Source organism: Vibrio sp. 3-2(1) (genome assembly GCF_963887575.1).
In the GTDB taxonomy this organism is placed as follows: domain Bacteria; phylum Pseudomonadota; class Gammaproteobacteria; order Enterobacterales; family Vibrionaceae; genus Vibrio; species Vibrio anguillarum.
The window spans coordinates 33490-51752 of the sequence record NZ_CAWPGB010000003.1; the positions used below are offsets into that span (position 1 = coordinate 33490).

Annotated in this window: 21 protein-coding genes; 10 read left to right on the forward strand and 11 right to left on the reverse strand. The window is 43.1% G+C overall.

Annotated elements, in window-relative coordinates; genetic code table 11:
- The first annotated feature begins 148 nt into the window (after positions 1-148).
- Positions 149-790, forward strand: a complete 642-nt coding sequence (gene pyrE, locus AACQ79_RS00945; protein ID WP_170899567.1) for an orotate phosphoribosyltransferase — start codon at positions 149-151, stop codon at positions 788-790.
- Between the two features lie 101 nt (positions 791-891).
- On the opposite strand, the gene lpxM is transcribed toward pyrE, so the two are convergent.
- The 4 genes from lpxM to coaBC form a co-directional block, all read right to left on the reverse strand.
- Positions 892-1869, reverse strand: a complete 978-nt coding sequence (gene lpxM, locus AACQ79_RS00950; protein ID WP_029189937.1) for a lauroyl-Kdo(2)-lipid IV(A) myristoyltransferase — start codon at positions 1867-1869, stop codon at positions 892-894.
- A 22-nt stretch (positions 1870-1891) separates the two neighbouring features.
- Positions 1892-2839, reverse strand: coding sequence for an LpxL/LpxP family Kdo(2)-lipid IV(A) lauroyl/palmitoleoyl acyltransferase (lpxL, locus tag AACQ79_RS00955; protein ID WP_017048263.1), 948 nt, complete (start codon positions 2837-2839; stop codon positions 1892-1894).
- A gap of 56 nt (positions 2840-2895) precedes the next feature.
- Positions 2896-3486: a nucleoid occlusion factor SlmA gene (gene slmA / locus AACQ79_RS00960; RefSeq protein ID WP_013855724.1), complete on the reverse strand. Its 591-nt coding sequence runs from the start codon at positions 3484-3486 to the stop codon at positions 2896-2898.
- A 208-nt stretch (positions 3487-3694) separates the two neighbouring features.
- Positions 3695-4909, reverse strand: a complete 1215-nt coding sequence (coaBC, locus tag AACQ79_RS00965; RefSeq protein WP_069573315.1) for a bifunctional phosphopantothenoylcysteine decarboxylase/phosphopantothenate--cysteine ligase CoaBC — start codon at positions 4907-4909, stop codon at positions 3695-3697.
- Positions 4910-5130: 221 nt separating this feature from the next.
- Here coaBC and radC point away from each other — a divergent pair, with 221 nt between their 5' ends.
- The 5 genes from radC (at position 5131) to mutM (ending at position 7997) form a co-directional block, all read left to right on the forward strand.
- Complete coding sequence (gene radC / locus AACQ79_RS00970) at positions 5131-5805, forward strand: RadC family protein (protein WP_010318993.1); 675 nt, start codon at positions 5131-5133, stop codon at positions 5803-5805.
- Between the two features lie 277 nt (positions 5806-6082).
- Positions 6083-6319, forward strand: a complete 237-nt coding sequence (rpmB, locus tag AACQ79_RS00975; RefSeq protein ID WP_004397476.1) for a 50S ribosomal protein L28 — start codon at positions 6083-6085, stop codon at positions 6317-6319.
- A gap of 13 nt (positions 6320-6332) precedes the next feature.
- A complete protein-coding gene (gene rpmG / locus AACQ79_RS00980; RefSeq protein ID WP_010318992.1) occupies positions 6333-6500 on the forward strand; it encodes a 50S ribosomal protein L33 in 168 nt (55 codons plus the stop codon).
- Positions 6501-6635: 135 nt separating this feature from the next.
- A complete protein-coding gene (locus tag AACQ79_RS00985) occupies positions 6636-7103 on the forward strand; it encodes a hypothetical protein (RefSeq protein WP_013855728.1) in 468 nt (155 codons plus the stop codon).
- 84 nt (positions 7104-7187) lie between these two features.
- Positions 7188-7997 (forward strand): bifunctional DNA-formamidopyrimidine glycosylase/DNA-(apurinic or apyrimidinic site) lyase, encoded by an 810-nt coding sequence (gene mutM / locus AACQ79_RS00990; RefSeq protein ID WP_170899569.1) that lies wholly within the window; start codon positions 7188-7190, stop codon positions 7995-7997.
- Positions 7998-8013: 16 nt separating this feature from the next.
- Here the strand turns inward: mutM and coaD are convergent, their stop codons facing one another.
- The gene (gene coaD / locus AACQ79_RS00995; protein WP_170899570.1) at positions 8014-8505 is read right to left on the reverse strand and encodes a pantetheine-phosphate adenylyltransferase; all 492 of its coding nucleotides are present in this window, start codon (positions 8503-8505) and stop codon (positions 8014-8016) included.
- A 119-nt stretch (positions 8506-8624) separates the two neighbouring features.
- On the opposite strand from coaD, the gene AACQ79_RS01000 reads away from it, so the two are divergent.
- The gene (locus AACQ79_RS01000) at positions 8625-9659 is read left to right on the forward strand and encodes a glycosyltransferase family 9 protein (RefSeq protein ID WP_170899571.1); all 1035 of its coding nucleotides are present in this window, start codon (positions 8625-8627) and stop codon (positions 9657-9659) included.
- Here AACQ79_RS01000 and AACQ79_RS01005 read toward each other — a convergent pair.
- Both AACQ79_RS01005 and AACQ79_RS01010 read right to left on the reverse strand, forming a co-directional pair.
- Positions 9628-10413, reverse strand: coding sequence for a glycosyltransferase family 2 protein (locus AACQ79_RS01005; protein ID WP_053309707.1), 786 nt, complete (start codon positions 10411-10413; stop codon positions 9628-9630). The genes AACQ79_RS01000 and AACQ79_RS01005 overlap by 32 nt on opposite strands.
- On the reverse strand, positions 10404-11480 hold the full coding sequence (locus AACQ79_RS01010; protein WP_170899572.1) for a glycosyltransferase family 9 protein: 1077 nt from the start codon (positions 11478-11480) through the stop codon (positions 10404-10406). The genes AACQ79_RS01005 and AACQ79_RS01010 overlap by 10 nt, the downstream gene beginning before the upstream one ends.
- A gap of 145 nt (positions 11481-11625) precedes the next feature.
- Here AACQ79_RS01010 and AACQ79_RS01015 point away from each other — a divergent pair, with 145 nt between their 5' ends.
- Genes AACQ79_RS01015 through AACQ79_RS01025 form a run of 3 tightly spaced genes read left to right on the forward strand, consistent with a single transcriptional unit; the run spans position 11626 to position 14128 of the window.
- The gene (locus tag AACQ79_RS01015; RefSeq protein WP_168780691.1) at positions 11626-12357 is read left to right on the forward strand and encodes a glycosyltransferase family 25 protein; all 732 of its coding nucleotides are present in this window, start codon (positions 11626-11628) and stop codon (positions 12355-12357) included.
- Between the two features lie 14 nt (positions 12358-12371).
- Positions 12372-13082: a 3-deoxy-D-manno-octulosonic acid kinase gene (locus AACQ79_RS01020; RefSeq protein ID WP_170899573.1), complete on the forward strand. Its 711-nt coding sequence runs from the start codon at positions 12372-12374 to the stop codon at positions 13080-13082.
- A gap of 2 nt (positions 13083-13084) precedes the next feature.
- Positions 13085-14128: a glycosyltransferase family 9 protein gene (locus AACQ79_RS01025; protein ID WP_170899574.1), complete on the forward strand. Its 1044-nt coding sequence runs from the start codon at positions 13085-13087 to the stop codon at positions 14126-14128.
- On the opposite strand, the gene waaA is transcribed toward AACQ79_RS01025, so the two are convergent.
- From waaA to waaF, 4 genes are read right to left on the reverse strand one after another with little or no spacing between them, the layout of a single operon-like run.
- Entirely contained in the window at positions 14129-15400 is a 1272-nt protein-coding gene (gene waaA / locus AACQ79_RS01030; RefSeq protein WP_170899575.1) for a lipid IV(A) 3-deoxy-D-manno-octulosonic acid transferase, read from the reverse strand.
- A gap of 11 nt (positions 15401-15411) precedes the next feature.
- Positions 15412-16194, reverse strand: coding sequence for a glycosyltransferase family 32 protein (locus AACQ79_RS01035; RefSeq protein WP_170899576.1), 783 nt, complete (start codon positions 16192-16194; stop codon positions 15412-15414).
- Positions 16191-17228 carry a glycosyltransferase family 9 protein gene (locus AACQ79_RS01040; RefSeq protein ID WP_170899577.1) on the reverse strand — a complete coding sequence of 346 codons (1038 nt, stop codon included), beginning with the start codon at positions 17226-17228 and terminating at the stop codon, positions 16191-16193. Before AACQ79_RS01040 ends, AACQ79_RS01035 begins: the two co-directional genes overlap by 4 nt.
- 5 nt (positions 17229-17233) lie before the next feature.
- On the reverse strand, positions 17234-18262 hold the full coding sequence (gene waaF, locus AACQ79_RS01045; RefSeq protein WP_170899609.1) for a lipopolysaccharide heptosyltransferase II: 1029 nt from the start codon (positions 18260-18262) through the stop codon (positions 17234-17236).
- Position 18263: the final 1 nt, after the last annotated feature.

Below are 18263 nucleotides of genomic sequence, written 5' to 3' on the forward strand. Positions count from 1 at the left end.
GAATGAAGGAAGTGTTCCTAATATCGCCCTTGAGTGGAGGGAATTCATCATCTTAGTACCTCCCCCTTTTAGGGGGAGGCTAGGAGGGGGTTGTTCTTGTTGAGAAAGCGAAATAAACCAAAGTGTATGAGTTAAGAGAGAGAAAATCATGAAAGCATACCAGCGTGAATTTATTGAATTTGCACTAGAAAAAGAAGTCTTGAAGTTTGGCGAGTTTACTTTGAAGTCTGGCCGAAAAAGCCCTTATTTCTTTAACGCTGGCTTGTTTAATACTGGCCGTGATTTAGCGCGCTTAGGGCGTTTTTATGCCGCTGCTTTGGTCGATTCTGGGATTGAGTTTGATGTGCTATTTGGACCTGCGTACAAAGGGATCCCAATTGCGGCTACAACTGCAGTAGCGTTGGCTGATCATCATGATGTTGATACGCCGTATTGCTTTAACCGTAAAGAAGCGAAAGACCACGGTGAGGGCGGTAACTTGGTCGGTAGCGCATTAGAAGGGCGCATTATGCTGGTGGATGATGTCATTACGGCTGGTACTGCCATTCGTGAGTCGATGGAAATCATTCAAGCTAACGGTGCGGATCTTGCTGGTGTTTTGGTAGCAATTGACCGCCAAGAAAAAGGCAAAGGAGAGCTTTCTGCAATTCAAGAAGTCGAGCGTGATTTTGGTTGCGCGATCATCTCAATTGTTAGCCTGACCGATCTGGTTACTTACCTTGAAGAGAAAGGGGCAGATGCTAAGCACCTTGAGGCGGTAAAAGCGTATCGTGCTCAGTACGGAATTTAAGCATCAACTTATTTGCGAATCGTAAAGCCACTTATTGAAAAGTAAAAGCCCCGAGTTTGTCGCTCGGGGCTTATTTGTTATTAGTTTAGTTATTCTAGCGATTAACTTTGATCGCCATGGTGCGAGTTATCGTAAATTTCCGAGCCATCACGCTGCGTTTTCAACAGTGATAAATTCCACATGTACTGTTCTGGGCGTGGTGTGACTAAATCTTCAATCGCCTTATTCATAGCGCGTGCATCTTGCTCTTCATCGCCCGTTGGAAAGTTTTCTAATGCAGGCAAAATATGCACTTCGTACTTACAGGTTTTATCGTTATAAGCAGGCAAAATTGGCACGACTTTCGCCTTTGATAGGCGCGCCATTTTACCAAAACCTTTTAACGTGGCTTTTTCAGTGCCAAAGAATGGAACAAAGACCGAGTTGGCCGGGCCAAAGTCTTCATCGGGCAGCCAGTAGCCTAAGTATCCATCTTTAATTGAACGTACAAACGGTTTTACCCCAGCATCACGTGCAAAAATACGCCCGCCATATTGCATGCGTTGGACGTGCATTAACCAATCACCGATAGGATTGCGCTGTGGCTTCATGATGGTGGTTACTTTATAGCCTTTTGCCGCAAGCATTACCGCAGGGTAATCGACCGCCCAAGCGTGAGGTGCGAGGATGATCACGTTCTCGCCAGCATCTAACAATGGCAATAAGTTCTCTTCACCAATCATGATGCCGCGTTGCTGATTGTGTTTTGTGGAACGAACCAAAAACTCCGAATAACCGAGCATGTATTGTGCTGCTTTGACAAAGGTTTCTTCCAAAATAGCCTGGCGTTCTTGCGGGGATTTTTCAGGAAAGCATTTTTCCAGATTCACTCGCGTGCGGCGTACAACACGGCCGTTTTTACGTACCGCAAAGGTGGATAATTTGCGTGCTAGCCTATCTCGCCATACGGGTGGCATAAAGGCGAACAGAGCGGCAAAGAAGATCCCAATCCAAGTTCCCCAATGTTTTGGGTGTAAAAAAGACCATTGGAATGTGGGGTTGTGCAAGTGTTTGTCTGTGCTGTTTTCGTTGTTGCTCATTGAAAGCAAAACCTTTTTCTAGTTATAAATAGCGAGAGTTAGTTAACGTTTCATCTGGCAAAGATTTAAAACGCTTATGCAGCCACATCCACTGTTCTGGTGCGCGTAGAATCACTTCTTCAACGTATTTATTCATGTAAGCGGCGGCGGCGGTCATGTCATCTTTTGGATAGTCGCCATCAATGGTTTTATCGGCGATGATTTCATATTTTCCGTTGGCGTTTCGAAACCCTGAACCAGGGACAATTGCACATTGGCTAGTATAAGCCAGAATACTGGTGCCTGTGGTGGTACACGCTTCTTTGACCGCAAAAAAGGGAACAAACACCGATTTGTTATGGCCGTAATCTTGATCGGGTAGATAAAATAGGCGCTCGCCCTGTTTGAGTACGCGGATCATCTGTTTAATGTCGGTGCGGTAGATAAGTTTATTGCCATTGCGTGTGCGACCACGGTATTGGATAAATTCATACGCAGGGTTGCTGTGTGGGCGGTAAACGCCATAGCCTTCAAGGCCTATTACACCAAAAGCACGTGCCGTAATTTCTAAATTTAACGCATGTACGCAACACAGCAGTGCGCCACGTTTTTCTTGTTTGAGTTGCAAAAGGGCGCTGACATCTTTCACATCAAGTAGGCGAGCAAAACGCCAAGTCGGCCAAAACCAAGTAATTCCGGTTTCTATCAGTGCCATGCCGGTGTTTTTAAAGTTTTCGTTAACAATATGCTCAATCTCACCTGCACTTTTCTCTGGAAAAGATAGCTGTAGATTACGCGTGGCAATGTGTACTCGCTTGTTAGCAAAGCGCATTCCAAACGCGCCCATGCTGCGTCCTATTTTTAGTAACGCAGAATAAGGAAGCAGGTTGACCACTAAAGCGAGTAGCCCAAAGCTAAGCCACACGCCCCAATATTTAGGGTGCAGTAGCGAGAGGGAAAACTCAGGTTTACCGTATTTTTCTTTGCTCATTACTCTTGATTCTTTCACTGATGATGATTCTTTGTCACGACGGTGGTGGTTTGTTTTTACTGAATCTGAGCGCTTAATAATGCCCAATACTCTTCAAAATTTGCCGTCGGTTGGTATTTAAAGTCAGATCGCACAAAGCGATTTAGGCTTCCTTCCACTTGGCCAAGCAGTTGAGCGGCTAAAATGCTTTCGTCGACGGGGAAGGATTTACCTTCACGCAGTTTACGTTCGCGAAGGATTTGGCGTAGTGACGTTTCTATGCGTTCGAACAGTTGGTTGATCCGTTCACGCAGTCGCTCATTTTCAAACATTAGAGCATGGCCGGATAAAATTCGTGTCAAGCCCGGGTTACGTTCCGAAAAAGCCAAGATAAGCTGTAGCACTAAGCGGATGCGGTTGAGTGTATCTTTCTCTTCATCCAAAATGCGATTAATCCGCGACATTAAAGACTCTTCAATAAACTCAATCAAGCCTTCAAACATCCGTGCTTTACTCGGAAAATGACGGTACAAAGCCGCTTCAGAAACGCCCACTTGTTTGGCTAGCTTTGCTGTGGTGATGCGTGATGCACCATCGTTAGATTCCAGCATTTCAGCGAGTGCTTGTAGAATCTCTTCACGACGATTGATTTTCTTATTGACGGCCATGACCCGATTTCCTTTTAGTTACCACATGCTTGTGAGCAAATATTTATACCCTTCAGATGGTTTGGGTATTGTCCATTAAGCGCAGTAGTTTAACGGACAGTTTTCGGACTGCGTAGCGTAAAAATGAAAATGATTGAACTGGGTGGTGATTTTACCACCCAATAAACGCTATAAACCCTAAAAGAAGCTTAGAACGTCTGTTTGTAGCCTACAGTTGACTCGCGATCAGTTGCATCAGCGCGTGAGCTAATGCAGATTTTGAACTCAAAGGTAATGCTTGCTCTCCGCCTTGCCAATAAACGGTCAGCGCATTGTCGTTACTATTAAAGCCTTGGCCCGCAACAGAAACATCATTGGCGCAGATCATATCCAGTTTTTTGTTGAGCAGTTTAGCGCGGGCATATTTTTCAACTTGCTGCGTTTCAGCCGCAAAGCCTACCGTGAACGGGCGGTTTTCTTTCAATGCAGCTACGCTGGCGACGATGTCGGGATTTTTGACCATGGTGATGAGCATGTGATCGCTCGCATCGGTTTTTTTGATCTTTTGATCGGCGACGATCTCAGGGCGATAGTCGGCTACGGCGGCGCAACTGATGAACACATCATGTGATTGCGCTTGCGCCATCACTTGCTGATGCATATCGCAGGCACTTTCCACATCAATACGTTGTACTTGTGGCGGTGTGAGCAAATTGACCGGGCCACTGATCAGAGTCACTTTCGCGCCCAATTGAGCGGCGGCCTGCGCAATCGCATACCCCATTTTGCCTGAACTGTGGTTACTGATATAGCGAACTGGATCGAGTGCTTCACGGGTTGGGCCTGCGCTAATCAACAGTGACTTACCGGCGAGCAGTGTGTTGTTTGCCACCTCTGTTTGGAAAAAAAACTCGCAGCGCTCAACCAATTGCATTGGCTCAAGCATGCGGCCTGGGCCAACATCGCCACACGCCTGTTCACCAGCTGCAGGGCCCCAAATCATCATGCTTCGACGTTTAAGCGTGGCAATATTCTCTTGTGTGGCGATATTGCGATACATCTGCTGATTCATTGCCGGCGAGACGGCCACTGGCGCATTGGTGGCTAAAATCAAAGTGGTGAGTAAATCATTACCCATCCCTGCGGCGACGCGCGCGATGAGATCCGCAGTCGCGGGAGCCAGTAGGACTAAGTCTGCCCATTTGGCAAGTTCAATATGGCCCATAGACGCTTCGGCGGCTGGGTCTAATAAGCTATCTGAAACTGGCCTGCCAGAGACGGCTTGCATGGTCAGTGGCGTTATAAACTCTTTTGCAGCGTGGGTCATCACCACTTGTACTTGAGCGCCTCGTTCAATCAAGCGACGCGTTAGCTCAGCACATTTATACGCAGCAATACCGCCGCTAATGCCGAGCAGAATCTTTTTTCCTGCCAGTGTTTGCATTATCTTTTCCTCAAAAATTCTGCGCATTATGTTAGCACAACTCTCGCATCGAGTGACCTTATGATCCGCTCAATCCTTTCATATTGGACGAGTGTTTCTGCGTCTTTCATCACTTATCAATTACAAAAAACCATGAATCAAGCCTAAATAAAGAGAAGCAAAGTTGCAGGCTTGGCTATTTCTCTATGTTGTCTGAGTACCTTTAGCCCTAGGAGTGCTTAATGAGCCTCAAATCACTGCCCACAGAATCAATGCCACGCGAAAAATTGCTTGCTCGCGGTCCTCAGGCATTATCGGATGCTGAACTGCTGGCGATTTTCCTTCGTACTGGCACTCAAGGAATGAATGTGCTCGCTCTCTCGGATCTGCTGCTGCGCGAGTTTGGATCACTTCGAGCGCTTTTTTCGGCCAACCAGCAAGAGTTTTGCCGCCATAAAGGGTTGGGCGAAGCCAAATACGTTCAATTGCAGGCGGTGCTTGAAATGACGCAGCGCTATTTGGCCGAAACGCTCAAACGAGGTGGCGCTTTGACTAGCCCAGAGCAAACCAAGCTTTATTTATCGAGTGTGCTACGCGATCGCCATCGAGAAGCCTTCTATATTCTGTTTTTGGATAATCAACACCGAGTGATCAGTGATGAAGTATTGTTTGAGGGGACGATTGACGCGGCCAGCGTTTACCCTCGAGAGGTAGTTAAAAGAGCACTCCACCATAATGCGGCGGCATTAATATTGGCCCATAATCATCCGTCAGGCGTTGCTGAGCCTAGCCAAGCCGATCGCAGAATCACACGCCGATTAACCGATGCGCTTGCGTTAGTGGACATCCGTATTTTGGACCATTTTGTGGTGGGCGATGGCGAGGTAATTTCTTTTGCAGAAAGAGGGTGGATTTGAATCACATTTTAGGTTGTGACTTAAGATTATTCTGGTATGATTCGCGCACTAAATTATCAACCTAAATCAGCTCTGCTTAAAAAAAGATCGCCAAATCCGTAAAAAGGATCTGTTCGGGTCTTGAGCAATGCATGTCAAGTTAGTATAATACGCGACCTTTGATAGCCTTGTATGGATTTTCCATAACGGTTTTTAACCTCAAACTTCTTAATACATCGAGAACGAGGTTCGGCCACCAAGGTTGATATCGAGCTGAAACGATTTGGAGAAGACATTCATGTCCCGAGTATGCCAAGTAACTGGTAAGCGTCCAATAACGGGTAACAACCGTTCACACGCACGAAATGCTACTAAGCGTCGTTTTCTGCCGAACCTACAAACTCATCGTTTCTGGGTAGAGAGCGAAAAACGTTTTGTTAAACTACGTCTAACTGCTAAAGGCATGCGTATCATCGATAAGAAAGGCATTGATGCTGTTCTTGTTGATATCCGTGCACGTGGCGAAAACGTTTAAGAGGAATTGAGCAATGGCTAAAGGCATTCGTGAGAAAATTCGACTAATATCTTCTGCAGGTACTGGTCACTTCTACACAACTGACAAGAACAAACGCAACATGCCAGGCAAATTTGAGATCAAGAAATTTGATCCAGTAGTTCGCCAGCACGTTCTTTACAAAGAAGGCAAAATCAAGTAATTGATTTTACGCTTTGTAAGCATTGAAAGACCCGGCTTTGGCTGGGTTTTTTATTGTCTGGAATTTGTACCCTGCAATGTCAGCTCTCACAATAATGTGCTAAGTTACTCAAAGATAAACTCTTAGGGATCACTTATGCGTATCAATCGCCGCCGTTGGAATAATATTCTTATCTTGGCTGTTATTGCTTTTATTGCCATTTTGAATTTACCCACAGTCATCAAAACTTATCTTATTGAACCGCCTGCTAGCCCTTATCCTTATGTGATTAATCCAAATGCACAGCTGCAAGCACTGCATTTTACTGACTGGTCACTTGAACTGAATCAAAATCGTTGGCGATCAAGCAAAGCAATTTCAGTTGCTCCTGAAATATTGGCACAACGCTGGCAGAGTTTAGTTGGTACAGAAGTAGATGATGCCACTTACGAGTCGCTTGCGTCTCTACTACGTAACCCACAAACCGTGGAGGTGTGGTATCAGGATCGCGAAGAGCCGCAAAGGATAACCTACTACCAAACCCCCCAGTTTTGGTTATTGAAAAATTGGCAAGAGAAATGGGTGGCACTTTCGGTAGAAGAAGCTTTTCTTTTTCCGAACTGAGCCTTTATTTCTCTTTGAGCGTTGAACAAACCAAGAACGAATAACCAATACCCAATAACGACGAATGAAGAATCGAGATGTATCATGCCTGAGTTACCCGAAGTTGAAGTAAGTAAAATGGGGATTAGCCCGCATCTAGTTGGACAAACGATCCAGCAACTGACATTTCGCACGCCAAAATTACGTTGGGCCATCCCTCAAGAGCTGAAACAGTTAGAAGGGCAAGTGATTCGCACCATCTCGCGCCGAGCGAAATATTTGTTAATAGAAACGGACATTGGCAGTGCCATTGTTCATTTGGGCATGTCGGGGTCATTGCGTGTACTCGATTGCGATTTTGCTGCGGGTAAGCATGATCACGTTGATCTCAAGCTGACCAATGGTAAAGTTTTGCGCTACAACGATCCGCGTCGATTCGGTGCGTGGTTATGGTGTGAAAAAGGGCAAAGTCACTCGGTGCTCAGTAATATTGGGCCTGAACCATTAACCGAAGAATTCAGTGCCGATTATATGCTTCATAAAGCGAAGAGTAAGCGTATTGCCGTTAAACAATTTATTATGGAAAACAAAGTTGTGGTGGGGGTCGGTAATATTTATGCGAGTGAATCACTGTTTAATGCGCGAATCCACCCAACAAGACCTGCCAATTCAATCTCAGAGGGTGAGTGGGTTCGTCTCGTGAGCGAGATAAAATCAGTACTGGCGAGCGCGATACAACAAGGTGGTACCACCTTAAAAGACTTTGCTCAAGCGGATGGTAAACCGGGCTATTTTGCTCAAGAACTCAATGTGTACGGCAAAGCAAAGCAGCCTTGCCCTGTGTGTGGTGAAGCAATTGAAGAGCAAAAAATAGCTCAACGAAACACATTTTTTTGCTCTTCTTGCCAAAAGTAGGTTGGACCAATAAGTGTTAGATTTTTTTGCTATGTAGCGCTTTAGCGACGATCTCAGGGACAAATTGATCCACCTCGCCGCCATGAATAGCCACTTCACGCACAATAGTTGAAGAGATAAACGCATACTCTTCAGATGGCGTTAGGAATACGCTTTCTAGCCCTGGCATTAGGCGGCGATACATATTGGTTAAACCAAATTCATACTCGAAATCGACCGTAGTACGCAAACCTCGGATCAGCACATTGGCTTTTTCATTGCGTGCGAAATCGACCATTAACCCTGAAAACCCCTTAGCAGTAACGCTGCCTAGGTGTTGAGTCACTTGGCTGGCAAACGTGACCCGTTCTTCTAAAGTAAACATGGTATTTTTGCTTGGGCTGGCGGCAACCGCGATGATCACCTCATCAAACATGCTGGCGGCACGCTCAATAAGATCTAAATGACCATTGGTGATGGGATCAAAAGTGCCTGGGTAAATAACGCGAGAGATTCTTTTTTGACTCACAACGGAAGACTCATAACAGTTAGCTCGCATTGATAGTAACAAAAAGACTCAAAATAACCTATTGAACTCGGTATGATGTAACCCGCAATAGACAGCGAGACAAAACGAGAGAAGAGACGATGAAGAAGTTGTTGGTGATCCGTAACGACAAAATTGGTGACTTTATGCTGGCATGGCCAAGTTTTGCAATGTTGAAAGCATCGCTGCCTGATTGTCATATTACCGCATTAGTGCCCAATTATACGGTAGCTTTGGCAAAGCTTTGCCCATGGATTGATGCAGTGATGGTCGACCCAACAGATAACGCGTCCTCTGCGCAGAAAAAGCAATGTATTCAAGCGATTAAACAGCAACGCTTTGATGCTTCTATCAACCTATTCTCGACCACTTACAATGCACTATTAGTTTGGAAGTCTCGTATTCCTTATCGTTTAGCGCCAGCGACTAAATTTGCTCAAATTTTTTACAACAAACGAATTAAGCAAAAACGTTCTCAATCGGCAAAACCGGAATATGAATATAACTTGGATTTGGTGCGCGCTTTTTTACATGATATTGGTAAAGAGGTTGTCGAGCCGAGCGCACCTTATTTGCAATTTGACCAAGCGATGCTTGCTGAACAAAAAAGCAAGCTGGCAGCGCAACTTCATCTCGATACCAGTAAACCGTGGGTGTTTGTACACGCCGGAAGCGGAGGTTCGGCGAATAATTTGTCGCTAGAGCAATACACGCAGTTAGTGATGGGGCTTGATGGCGAGAAAGAAATTATCCTCACGGCAGGGCCTGGTGAAGAGGCGAAAGCGGCGCAATTAAACGCATTAATTGTAGAAAAAGGTGGAAGAGCGGCACTGTATGATAAAAATGAAGGGCTTGTTGATTTCTCACGCTCGATTGCTTGCGCTGATATTTTTATAGCAGGCTCAACTGGGCCTTTACATATTGCGGCAGCGATTGATGTACCAACCGTTGGATTTTTCCCCGCCAAACGTTCAGCCACACCACTTCGTTGGCGGCCATTGAACTCACAAGGCCGCCACATTGCATTTTGTCCACCGCAAGCAGCGGACAAAGAAACTCAGGCTGATATGAGCCGCATTGATATTAATGCAGTGTTAGCTGAGCTTAATCCTTGGGTGGCTCAGTACTGGTTCTAACCCATAAATCGGCGTATTTAACAAAGGTTGAGTGCGCCGATAATAAAGAGAGCAAGAAGCCTTGCTTACCATCTAAAAAGCCTGCTTTTACAACGTACATTTTCAAAAAACAGCCAATAGCATGCAAAAGACCTTGGCTAATACTGCTTTTTTTACCGCGTTTTTCTCGTTGTTCCGCCCAAGCTTTAGCATAACCAGCGGATTTTACCAAGTAGTGATGAATATCATTGTAGGTATAGTGAATCGCGTCTCCAGAAAGCTTAGCGACTTTCATTCCATCAGCCACTTCGACTTTTTCGTGTACTAAGGCATCATTGTATTGAGTTAATTGAGTCGGATAGAGGCGTAATACCCGATCAGGATACCAGCCACAATGACGGATATAGCGGCCAAAAACCCAACTTAAACGGGCAAATTGATACAGTGTATTGGGTTTATTAGCAGCGACCGCTTGTTGAATACTATCTTTTAACTCCTTGGTCACGCGTTCATCTGCATCTAACCACAACACATAATCAGATTCGACATAAGACTGCGCTAAGCGGCGCTGTGGGCCAAACCCAGGCCACTGCGAGTTGACAAAAAACTTGTCAGTATAACGGCGCGCAATCTCTTCGGTATTATCACTGCTACCTGAATCTAAGACGACGATTTCATCTACCCATTGATGAACAGTTTCCAAGCAAGCTTGCAGATGTTGCGCTTCATTTTTAACGATCAGCGCAACGGCTAAAGTAGGTTTGCTCACAATAATTCCTCTGAAATTGGGGCTAGCTGAAAATCAGTGACCATTTTATCGAACATTTGGATCACATTGCGCGGTTGAATGCGTTGCATCGCTTGTTTGTCTTTTACGCGGGTACGCCAACTTACTTGGTCTTTCGTTTTACCCGTTTCTGCAAGCAGTGCTTCTTCATAGGCCGACACCACATAATCGCGGTATTGATAAGGCCCAGTACGCAGTGGATTATGGTGTGCATACAACCCCAATACAGGTGTATTCATCGCATTGGCCATGTGCGTTGGGCCTGTATCTGGGGCTATCACTAAATCGGCTAAGTCGAGCAGGGCCAACATCTCTTTAAGCTGGCTTTTACCGACGAGATTAAATATCGGCTGAGTAAGTTTACTCGTTATTTCGGCCGCTAGATCAATTTCAATTTGCGCAGGGCTACCCGCCAAAATGACATGCCAACCGAGTTGTTGAGCATGAGTTATCACTTCTACATAACCTTCAGCGGTCCAATTTTTATAGGCCTTACTCGCGGCAGGAACCACGACTAAATTACGCTTTGAATCTGAAAGTTGCAGCTTAGCCCATTGATGATCAGAATCCGAGTAAGTTAGTGACCACTTAGGTTCTTGCTTTTTGACTCCAAGGCACTCTGCAAACGCGAGTAAGCCATCTAATACATGAGGTGCTTGAGGCGATGTCACTTTTACATTGGTAAATAGGTGTTGGAAATCTTGGCTGCGGGCTACATCAAAACCGAGTTTATATTTAGCCTTAATGCCAAGCGTGGCAATACTGGCGCGAAACGCATATTGCATATGCAATAGGGCATCGAATGATTGCCCTTTGAGTTCTGCCCACAGTTTTTTATACGCTTTCCACCCTTGTTTTTTGTCGAATACAATCACGCTCACATTCGGCAAGTCATTAATCAACTGTGCTTCTAGCTTTCCGGTGATCCATGTGATTTGGGTTTCAGGCCATTGATGTTGAATCGCCTGCACAGCGGCTACTGCATTGCAAACATCACCAATAGCTGACAGTCGTAATACACAAATAGAGCAAGGAGCGGAAGAAAAAAGAGCCATAAGTGACATCGGTATAGAGAAAGTTAGTAAGAATTATGCAGACAGCGCTGATAAATGTAAAATACCAAGAGAAATGGCTGGGTTTAACATCAATATCCTTGGAAGTTTATATGGTGTTTTTATTTTCTAATATAAGAGTTTTGAAATGAAAATTTATGTAATTAACTTACCTTCTTCTGTTGATAGGCGTCAGCAGATATTGGAAGCATTTAATCATATTGATGTTAAGTTTGAGTTTTTTGAAGCTGTCGATGGGCGTAAAGGGCTTCCAGATGATCTGATTGGATTACCTGATGACAAGCACAGAATTTTGTTTAGAAGTCGTCCTCTATCTCCAGGTGAAAGAGGGTGTTACGCAAGCCACTATAAACTTTGGCAAAAATGCGTAGAACTTGATAAGCCTATACTTATTTTAGAAGATGACTGCTTACCAACTGAGCATTTTAAAGAGATATTAGAGAGCCTTCCAACATTACATCAACAAGGATATGAGTACTTACGTGTTGAGAGTCAGCATCAAGAGTTTAAAGAGATTGATTCTTATAAAGATTTGAAGCTAGTGCTTTGGAAAGACAATCGAGCAGGTACTCGTGGTTACAGCATAAGTCCAGAAGGGGCAAAGAAATTGCTGAAGCATAGTGATAGATGGTTATGTGCGGTCGATAATTATATTGGTGAGTCATATAGAACGAAATTGTTGTGTGTTGGTATCCAACCTTACGCTGTTAAAAATGGTGAATCTAGCGAAGTAAGTACCATTCAAAGTGAAACACAATCAAAAGTTCCTATTTTGTATAAACTTTTTCGAGAGGTGTATCGTTTCTATCGTTTTTGTCGATTGTCTTGGTTCTACACTACTTTTCGTAAATATGAGTAGCTCGATTTAGAGGAATGCATTTGTTTAAGCAAATAAAAAGTTCCAATCAAGTTATATGGCTAAATCAGGACCTGCTGAGTGAAGATCCTCGATTATGCTTCAATATAGAATATTGGCAGTATTTAGGAAAAGTTACTGGGAGTGCTACTGGGCGTGGCACAACGTGGTTTGTACAAGCTGAAAAGATAGAGGCTGCACTACGCCATTATAAGCGTGGTGGATTGTTCGGTAAGTTAGTGAGTGACCACTACCTTTTTTCAGGTTGGCAGAAAACTCGCAGTTTTCAAGAATTCGAATTACTTAATACACTGAGAGAGGCTGGGGTGAATGTTCCACGGCCGATTGCAGCGCGAGCAGTGAAGCGCACTTTTTGTTATCAAGCAGATTTACTCAGCGAAAAAATCCCAAAGGCACGCGATCTGGTGTCTATTTTACAAGAACGCCCATTACCGACCGAAATGTATGAAACAATAGGTCGAGAAATCCGCAAAATGCACGATGTACAAGTCAATCACACCGATCTCAATATTCATAACATCTTAATTGATGATCAAGAGAAGGTATGGATTATTGATTTTGATAAATGTTATCAGCAGGGCGGGAATAGCTGGAAACAAGGAAATCTGGAACGATTGAAGCGATCGTTTGAAAAAGAAGTGGGTAAGCGAGGGATTCATTGGTCTCAAAGTGACTTTCTCATCTTATTTTCAACATACAAAGGATAGATATGAGATTTATTGTTAGCCGTTTGCAGCGCTTCCGTGATGTTGTTAGAAGACAGCTAGGCGTTTGGTTATTTGATAAAAAGAAAGTAACCAATTTTGATTTAGTTAATACTAAGAGCATTCTATTTATCCGTAATGATGCAAAACTAGGCGATGCTATTGTTTCTTCTGGGGTGCTCAAGAAACTTAAAAAGTACCGCCCAGAAATAAAAATTAAAGTGCTGACTACCTCTGCGATGGCCCCCCTGTTCGAAGAACATTTTGGTGTTGATCAAGTCGTGCATCTAAGTAAGCGACCATCATACAGTGAAATGAAAGACGTCTGTGAGCAAGTAGGGTCGGTCGATGTAGTCGTTTCTTTAAATCTTGATATGAAGATGAAGGATATTTATTTACTGAACAAGTTAAAGTCTAAAATAAATATTGGCCTAGACTCTAATTTAAATTTGATTAATTTCAATGTTTCTAATGATATTATAAATATGCATTATGCTGATAAGTTTAACTATATTGCGACTCTGTTAGGTATAACTGAACCTGCTGAGAATTATATAGTTCCTCTTGTCCCCTCTTCTATGGAAAAAGCACAAAACTTTTTGAGTGAAAATAATATTGATAAATTTGTGCTAATTAATCCTTTTGGTAGTGGTAGCGAAAGAAAGTTGAACAAGGACTCGGTAAATAAAATCATCAGTGCAATCAAAGAGTGGGATAAGTCATTGAGTGTGGTTCTATTGTCGGCTCCTGATACAAGAGAGCTTTTAGACTCTATGTCCCTTACTACTACAAGCATTAGTCACTTTGATCAGAGTGACTCTATTTATGATGCCATTGCTATTGTCGAAAAAGCGAAGTTAGTGGTTTCTGTTGATACATCAATTGTGCATATCGCATCTGGTTTTAATAAGAAGCAGATTGCAATTTATAAACAAGATAAGGTTAATTTTAGTAACTGGCACCCTAACTCTGAACATGCAAATGTTATTATTGCTATTACAGACATCAATAATTTCGGAGAGGAACAGCTAAAGCAAGCACTAATCTAATTAAATTCTTAGTTCAATGGCTGATATTGTATTCGCTAGTGATCCACGGTTTTTATCAATTACGAGTCGAGCTGATTGTGATTTAGAGTGAAGTACATTTTTATCATTGAATGCTTGAGATATAGATTTTGAGATTGCTTTCGCTGTAGTGACAACCTCTAATCCCTCAGCTTTGATTAGTTGTTCTGTTATATCCGTAAAATTATAGTAACTTGGTCCTGTTAGCACTGGTTTACCTAGGGCTGCAGGCTCAAGCATATTATGACCTCCAACTTTATCACCCAGTAAGCTTCCGCCCATAAAACAAATGTCAGCAGCTCCCATTAGTACTAGCATTTCTCCCATTGTATCACCTAGATACACCTGCACTTCTGGATCAAGTTCAGCCTCTGTTTCTGTTCGTCGCACACTAATAAATTGTGTTTTACACAACTCAAAAACAGCATTAAATCGCTCTGGATGGCGTGGGACAAGAATAAGTAATGCGTTAGATTGTTTTTTCAGAACTTTTGCATGAGCTGCTAACACTTGTTCATCTTCACCTTGGTGAGTGCTTGCGGCAATCCAAATTGGTCGTTCTTTACCTAGTTGATGCCTTAACTGCTGGCCTTTTTCTATGGTTTGTTGATCGATATTGATATCAAACTTCATCGAACCGGTGACTGTCACTTTGTCCGCAGGTAATCCGAGTCGAATGAAGCGCTTTGCATCATCTGGATATTGGCAAAGTACACGCGTTAAGTTAGATGCTAGTAAATTAAAAATCGGCTGAAATTTAGCATACCGTCGACATGAACGCTCAGATAAACGAGCATTAATGATAGTGATAGGAATACCCGCTCTTGCAACAGTATGTAGCGTATTCGGCCAAAGCTCAGTTTCCATGATGAGTAGTTGGCTAGGCTTGATAGCATTTAAAAAACCACGAATGGCAAAAGAGAAGTCAAATGGCATATAGCGATGTTCGGCGATGCCTTGTAATTTAGCTGCTTGTTCTGCGCCAGTAGGCGTTGTGGTGGTAATAACAATCGGCTGATCAGGATATTGTGATTTGAGTTTTTTTATCAATGGAGAAACGGCAAGCGTTTCTCCAACGGATACCGCGTGGATCCAAATCGGTGATTTATCAGTTTCCATTGGCGGAGTAAAGCCAAAATGTTCTTTCCAGCGATAGCCAACAGATGGCTTCCCATCTTGTTTTCTATACACTCTCCACATCAAAAAGGGAGACACAATAGTAAGCAGGAGTGTATATAGCCAACGAATTAACACAATGACCTCATTTATTTCTTAATTAAATCTTCAGGTTTCTGATGAGTCCACTTACCACGAGGTTTATCTAAATATTGAAAATATTCATTGGTAAATGTGCCTTGAATACAAACATGGCGGCGACGACGATATTGAATGGATGCATCTTTTAAAACATCATTGAATACGGCTGGTCCTGTTGTCCCGTAAACTCCTTTTTTAACATCATAGTTCTGGATGTTATATACAATCGTATCCATCACTTTTTGGAAATGAGGGTTTTGTGGTGCTGTCGCTAAAAAGTAATTAGTAATTTCGGTACCATTTTTGATCTTGATATATAACGCGTCATTGATACCTTTTAGCTGCCAACTAAGCGGCCAAACCAGTGTGGCATCAATATCCATATAGATACCACCTTGTTGGTATAAAGTGGTCACACGCCATAAATCGGCTTGAGCAGCACCATCAGTCAACTTCATATATGCATCATAAACTTCTTGTGATGCATTTTTACGTAAATATTCTTCTCGTGCTTCGGTGCTGACATAGCGATAGTCGTAGTTTAATGACATTAAGCGGTTAAATAGATAATTGAGATATACCGGTAGAGTACTGTTATTTGAGTAGTTTGTTTGCCAAATAACTTTAGGCACTCCACTGCTATTTTTTGTTTGAATTTTGGCTGGCGAATACTCGGGAATAGTGAATCGCACTTTGGGAAAAATAAAGTGAAATGGGTATGAAAGCACTTTAAAAATATTACCAATCAACTTGATGGTGCGGTTTGCAACCATAATGGGGAAGTTATTCATAGTGTCTCTTTATTTTGTGTTAATGCAGTAGCCATCTCTGCAATAATTTTTTCGTTACTAGGAGTATCACCGTTCGCATTCATGACAATGCGGTGATCACCTTCTAGTGGAGTGTATCTAAATGGCACGGTTGAGTAGAAAATACCAACGGTTGGTGTATGAGTTGACACCGCAATATTTCTCACTCCCGTATCAGGAGCCACCACTAAGCGTGCCTTGGCAATGTATTCGACTAGTTCATCTAATGGCAGACAAGGCTGAATCGTGAAATTACGGTTAACTTCTAAATGACGAAGAAAATCACCTTTTTCAAAATCATTTTTGCCTTCTAGATAGACATGTTGATGGTTTGGAAAAGTTGTAATTGCGAGTTCAATGAAACTCTTCATTTGCTCCTGAGTCAGAATTTTTGATTGAGTTGATGCGCCATTAAAATAGAGAATGTTAGGTTTGCTTTGCTCTTTATCGTAGAGTTTCAGGTGACTTGGGTACCCAAAATCTAATGGTCTTTGTGGGTTATGTCCGAGCATTTTCAGCATATCGAGCATGCATTCAAGCTCTGGCTGAAAATCGGAGCGAAATACTGCAATATTGTACAGACTTCCACATAGGTAAGGTTTATATGGGAAGCCAAATTTTAGTTTTGCTTTACTGAGCAACGTCATCCAATAAGAACGACTTGTGCCAGCTACATCAAAAATGATGTCTTGTTCTTCCAATTGCGTAAATTGCTGGATTTTCTGCTTCCAGTTCAGTTCATGCTTGCGGTGTCGACCAATCATAAAAATGGTTTCATCAGCGAGATCTGAAGGTGTTCCATATTGATAGTTAGAGACACCCACTAGCGTGATTTTCGCGTTAGGAAAAAACTTTCTCGCTTCAATAAGAAAGGGGCGAACAATGACTTGATCACCTAATGCAGCGTGACGAAAGATCGCAATCTTTTTCACTTTCTCGGGTGAAAACTCATGAGTTAAGTATTTTTTTGCTTGCTTGGATGCATAAGCACCACGTTCAAACCAAAGATGTTGCATCAAGTTTATCCAATAAATTTGTTTACGGCAGCCATTACCAAGTTTGGTGATAGCTTGTTCAAACAGTCAAGGTGCTTAAGTGGACACTCGCGTTTAAAGCAAGGGCGGCATTCTATGTCAGTGTGTATAATTTCGACATTATCTGCCAATGGTGGTGTGTATTTTGGTGAGCTTGAGCCATATATTGCAACAATATTGCACCCAACGGCGGCAGATACATGCATGAGCCCTGAGTCGTTGCAGATGACAGTATGACAAGCCGCAAGTAAATCAACGGCCTCAATTAAGGAGGTTTCACCCGCTAGATCAAAGCATGAGCTTTGTAATTCCTTCGGCAGTGAATTACGAATAGCGTTGGTTACCACTTTATCTTTAGCCGAACCAAACAACCAAACTTGTTGGCCTTTTTCAATCAAAGCGTTGGCAACTTCAGCATAGTATTTATCTGGCCATCTTTTAGCCGGGCCAAACTCAGCCCCTGGGCATAGACCGACAATCGGTTTGGTTGTCGATAAGCCTAGTCTTGACATTGCATACTGTTGAGCTGTGCTATCAATTGAGAGAGAAGGGCGAGGGCAAGTTTCTAGTTGAACTTCACTAAGCATGCTTGTCTTTGAATAGGCAAGGGCAACATAACGCTCAACCATAAACTGAAACACTTTGCGATTTGGGCGAAGATCATTGAGCAAACCATAACGAAATTCACCTTTCCACCCCGTACGAGATGGAATGCCAGCAAATAGTGGAATTAAAGCTGACTTAGCCGAGTTAGGTAAAATGTATGCGTGTGTGTAGCCATTGCGCTTTAACTCTTTGGCCAGTGCCCAGCGGCCTGCGAGGTTAAATGCACCATGCCCGATAGGCATTTCAATCGCACTGTTAATTTCTGGCATACGCTCTAAAATCGGCTTACACCACGCTGGTGCGAGAACATCAATCATCGCAGTAGGGTAGTTTTGCTTCAATGTTGCATAAAAGCTTTGCGACATGACCATGTCGCCAACCCAAGAAGGGCCGATAATCAGAATCTTCATG

Excerpts from the sequence above, each read along its gene's own strand:
- coaBC (WP_069573315.1), bottom strand. The coding sequence starts at position 4,909 with ATGCAAACACTGGCAGGAAAAAAGATTCTGCTCGGCATTAGCGGCGGT.
- lpxM (WP_029189937.1), bottom strand. The coding sequence starts at position 1,869 with ATGAGCAACAACGAAAACAGCACAGACAAACACTTGCACAACCCCACA.
- rpmG (WP_010318992.1), top strand. The coding sequence starts at position 6,333 with ATGGCTAAAGGCATTCGTGAGAAAATTCGACTAATATCTTCTGCAGGT.
- AACQ79_RS01000 (WP_170899571.1), top strand. The coding sequence starts at position 8,625 with ATGAAGAAGTTGTTGGTGATCCGTAACGACAAAATTGGTGACTTTATG.
- waaF (WP_170899609.1), bottom strand. The coding sequence starts at position 18,262 with ATGAAGATTCTGATTATCGGCCCTTCTTGGGTTGGCGACATGGTCATG.
- rpmB (WP_004397476.1), top strand. The coding sequence starts at position 6,083 with ATGTCCCGAGTATGCCAAGTAACTGGTAAGCGTCCAATAACGGGTAAC.
- radC (WP_010318993.1), top strand. The coding sequence starts at position 5,131 with ATGAGCCTCAAATCACTGCCCACAGAATCAATGCCACGCGAAAAATTG.
- AACQ79_RS01040 (WP_170899577.1), bottom strand. The coding sequence starts at position 17,228 with ATGCAACATCTTTGGTTTGAACGTGGTGCTTATGCATCCAAGCAAGCA.
- AACQ79_RS00985 (WP_013855728.1), top strand. The coding sequence starts at position 6,636 with ATGCGTATCAATCGCCGCCGTTGGAATAATATTCTTATCTTGGCTGTT.
- mutM (WP_170899569.1), top strand. The coding sequence starts at position 7,188 with ATGCCTGAGTTACCCGAAGTTGAAGTAAGTAAAATGGGGATTAGCCCG.
- AACQ79_RS01010 (WP_170899572.1), bottom strand. The coding sequence starts at position 11,480 with ATGGCTCTTTTTTCTTCCGCTCCTTGCTCTATTTGTGTATTACGACTG.
- pyrE (WP_170899567.1), top strand. The coding sequence starts at position 149 with ATGAAAGCATACCAGCGTGAATTTATTGAATTTGCACTAGAAAAAGAA.
- slmA (WP_013855724.1), bottom strand. The coding sequence starts at position 3,486 with ATGGCCGTCAATAAGAAAATCAATCGTCGTGAAGAGATTCTACAAGCA.
- lpxL (WP_017048263.1), bottom strand. The coding sequence starts at position 2,839 with ATGAGCAAAGAAAAATACGGTAAACCTGAGTTTTCCCTCTCGCTACTG.
- AACQ79_RS01025 (WP_170899574.1), top strand. The coding sequence starts at position 13,085 with ATGAGATTTATTGTTAGCCGTTTGCAGCGCTTCCGTGATGTTGTTAGA.
- AACQ79_RS01015 (WP_168780691.1), top strand. The coding sequence starts at position 11,626 with ATGAAAATTTATGTAATTAACTTACCTTCTTCTGTTGATAGGCGTCAG.
- AACQ79_RS01020 (WP_170899573.1), top strand. The coding sequence starts at position 12,372 with ATGCATTTGTTTAAGCAAATAAAAAGTTCCAATCAAGTTATATGGCTA.
- AACQ79_RS01035 (WP_170899576.1), bottom strand. The coding sequence starts at position 16,194 with ATGAATAACTTCCCCATTATGGTTGCAAACCGCACCATCAAGTTGATT.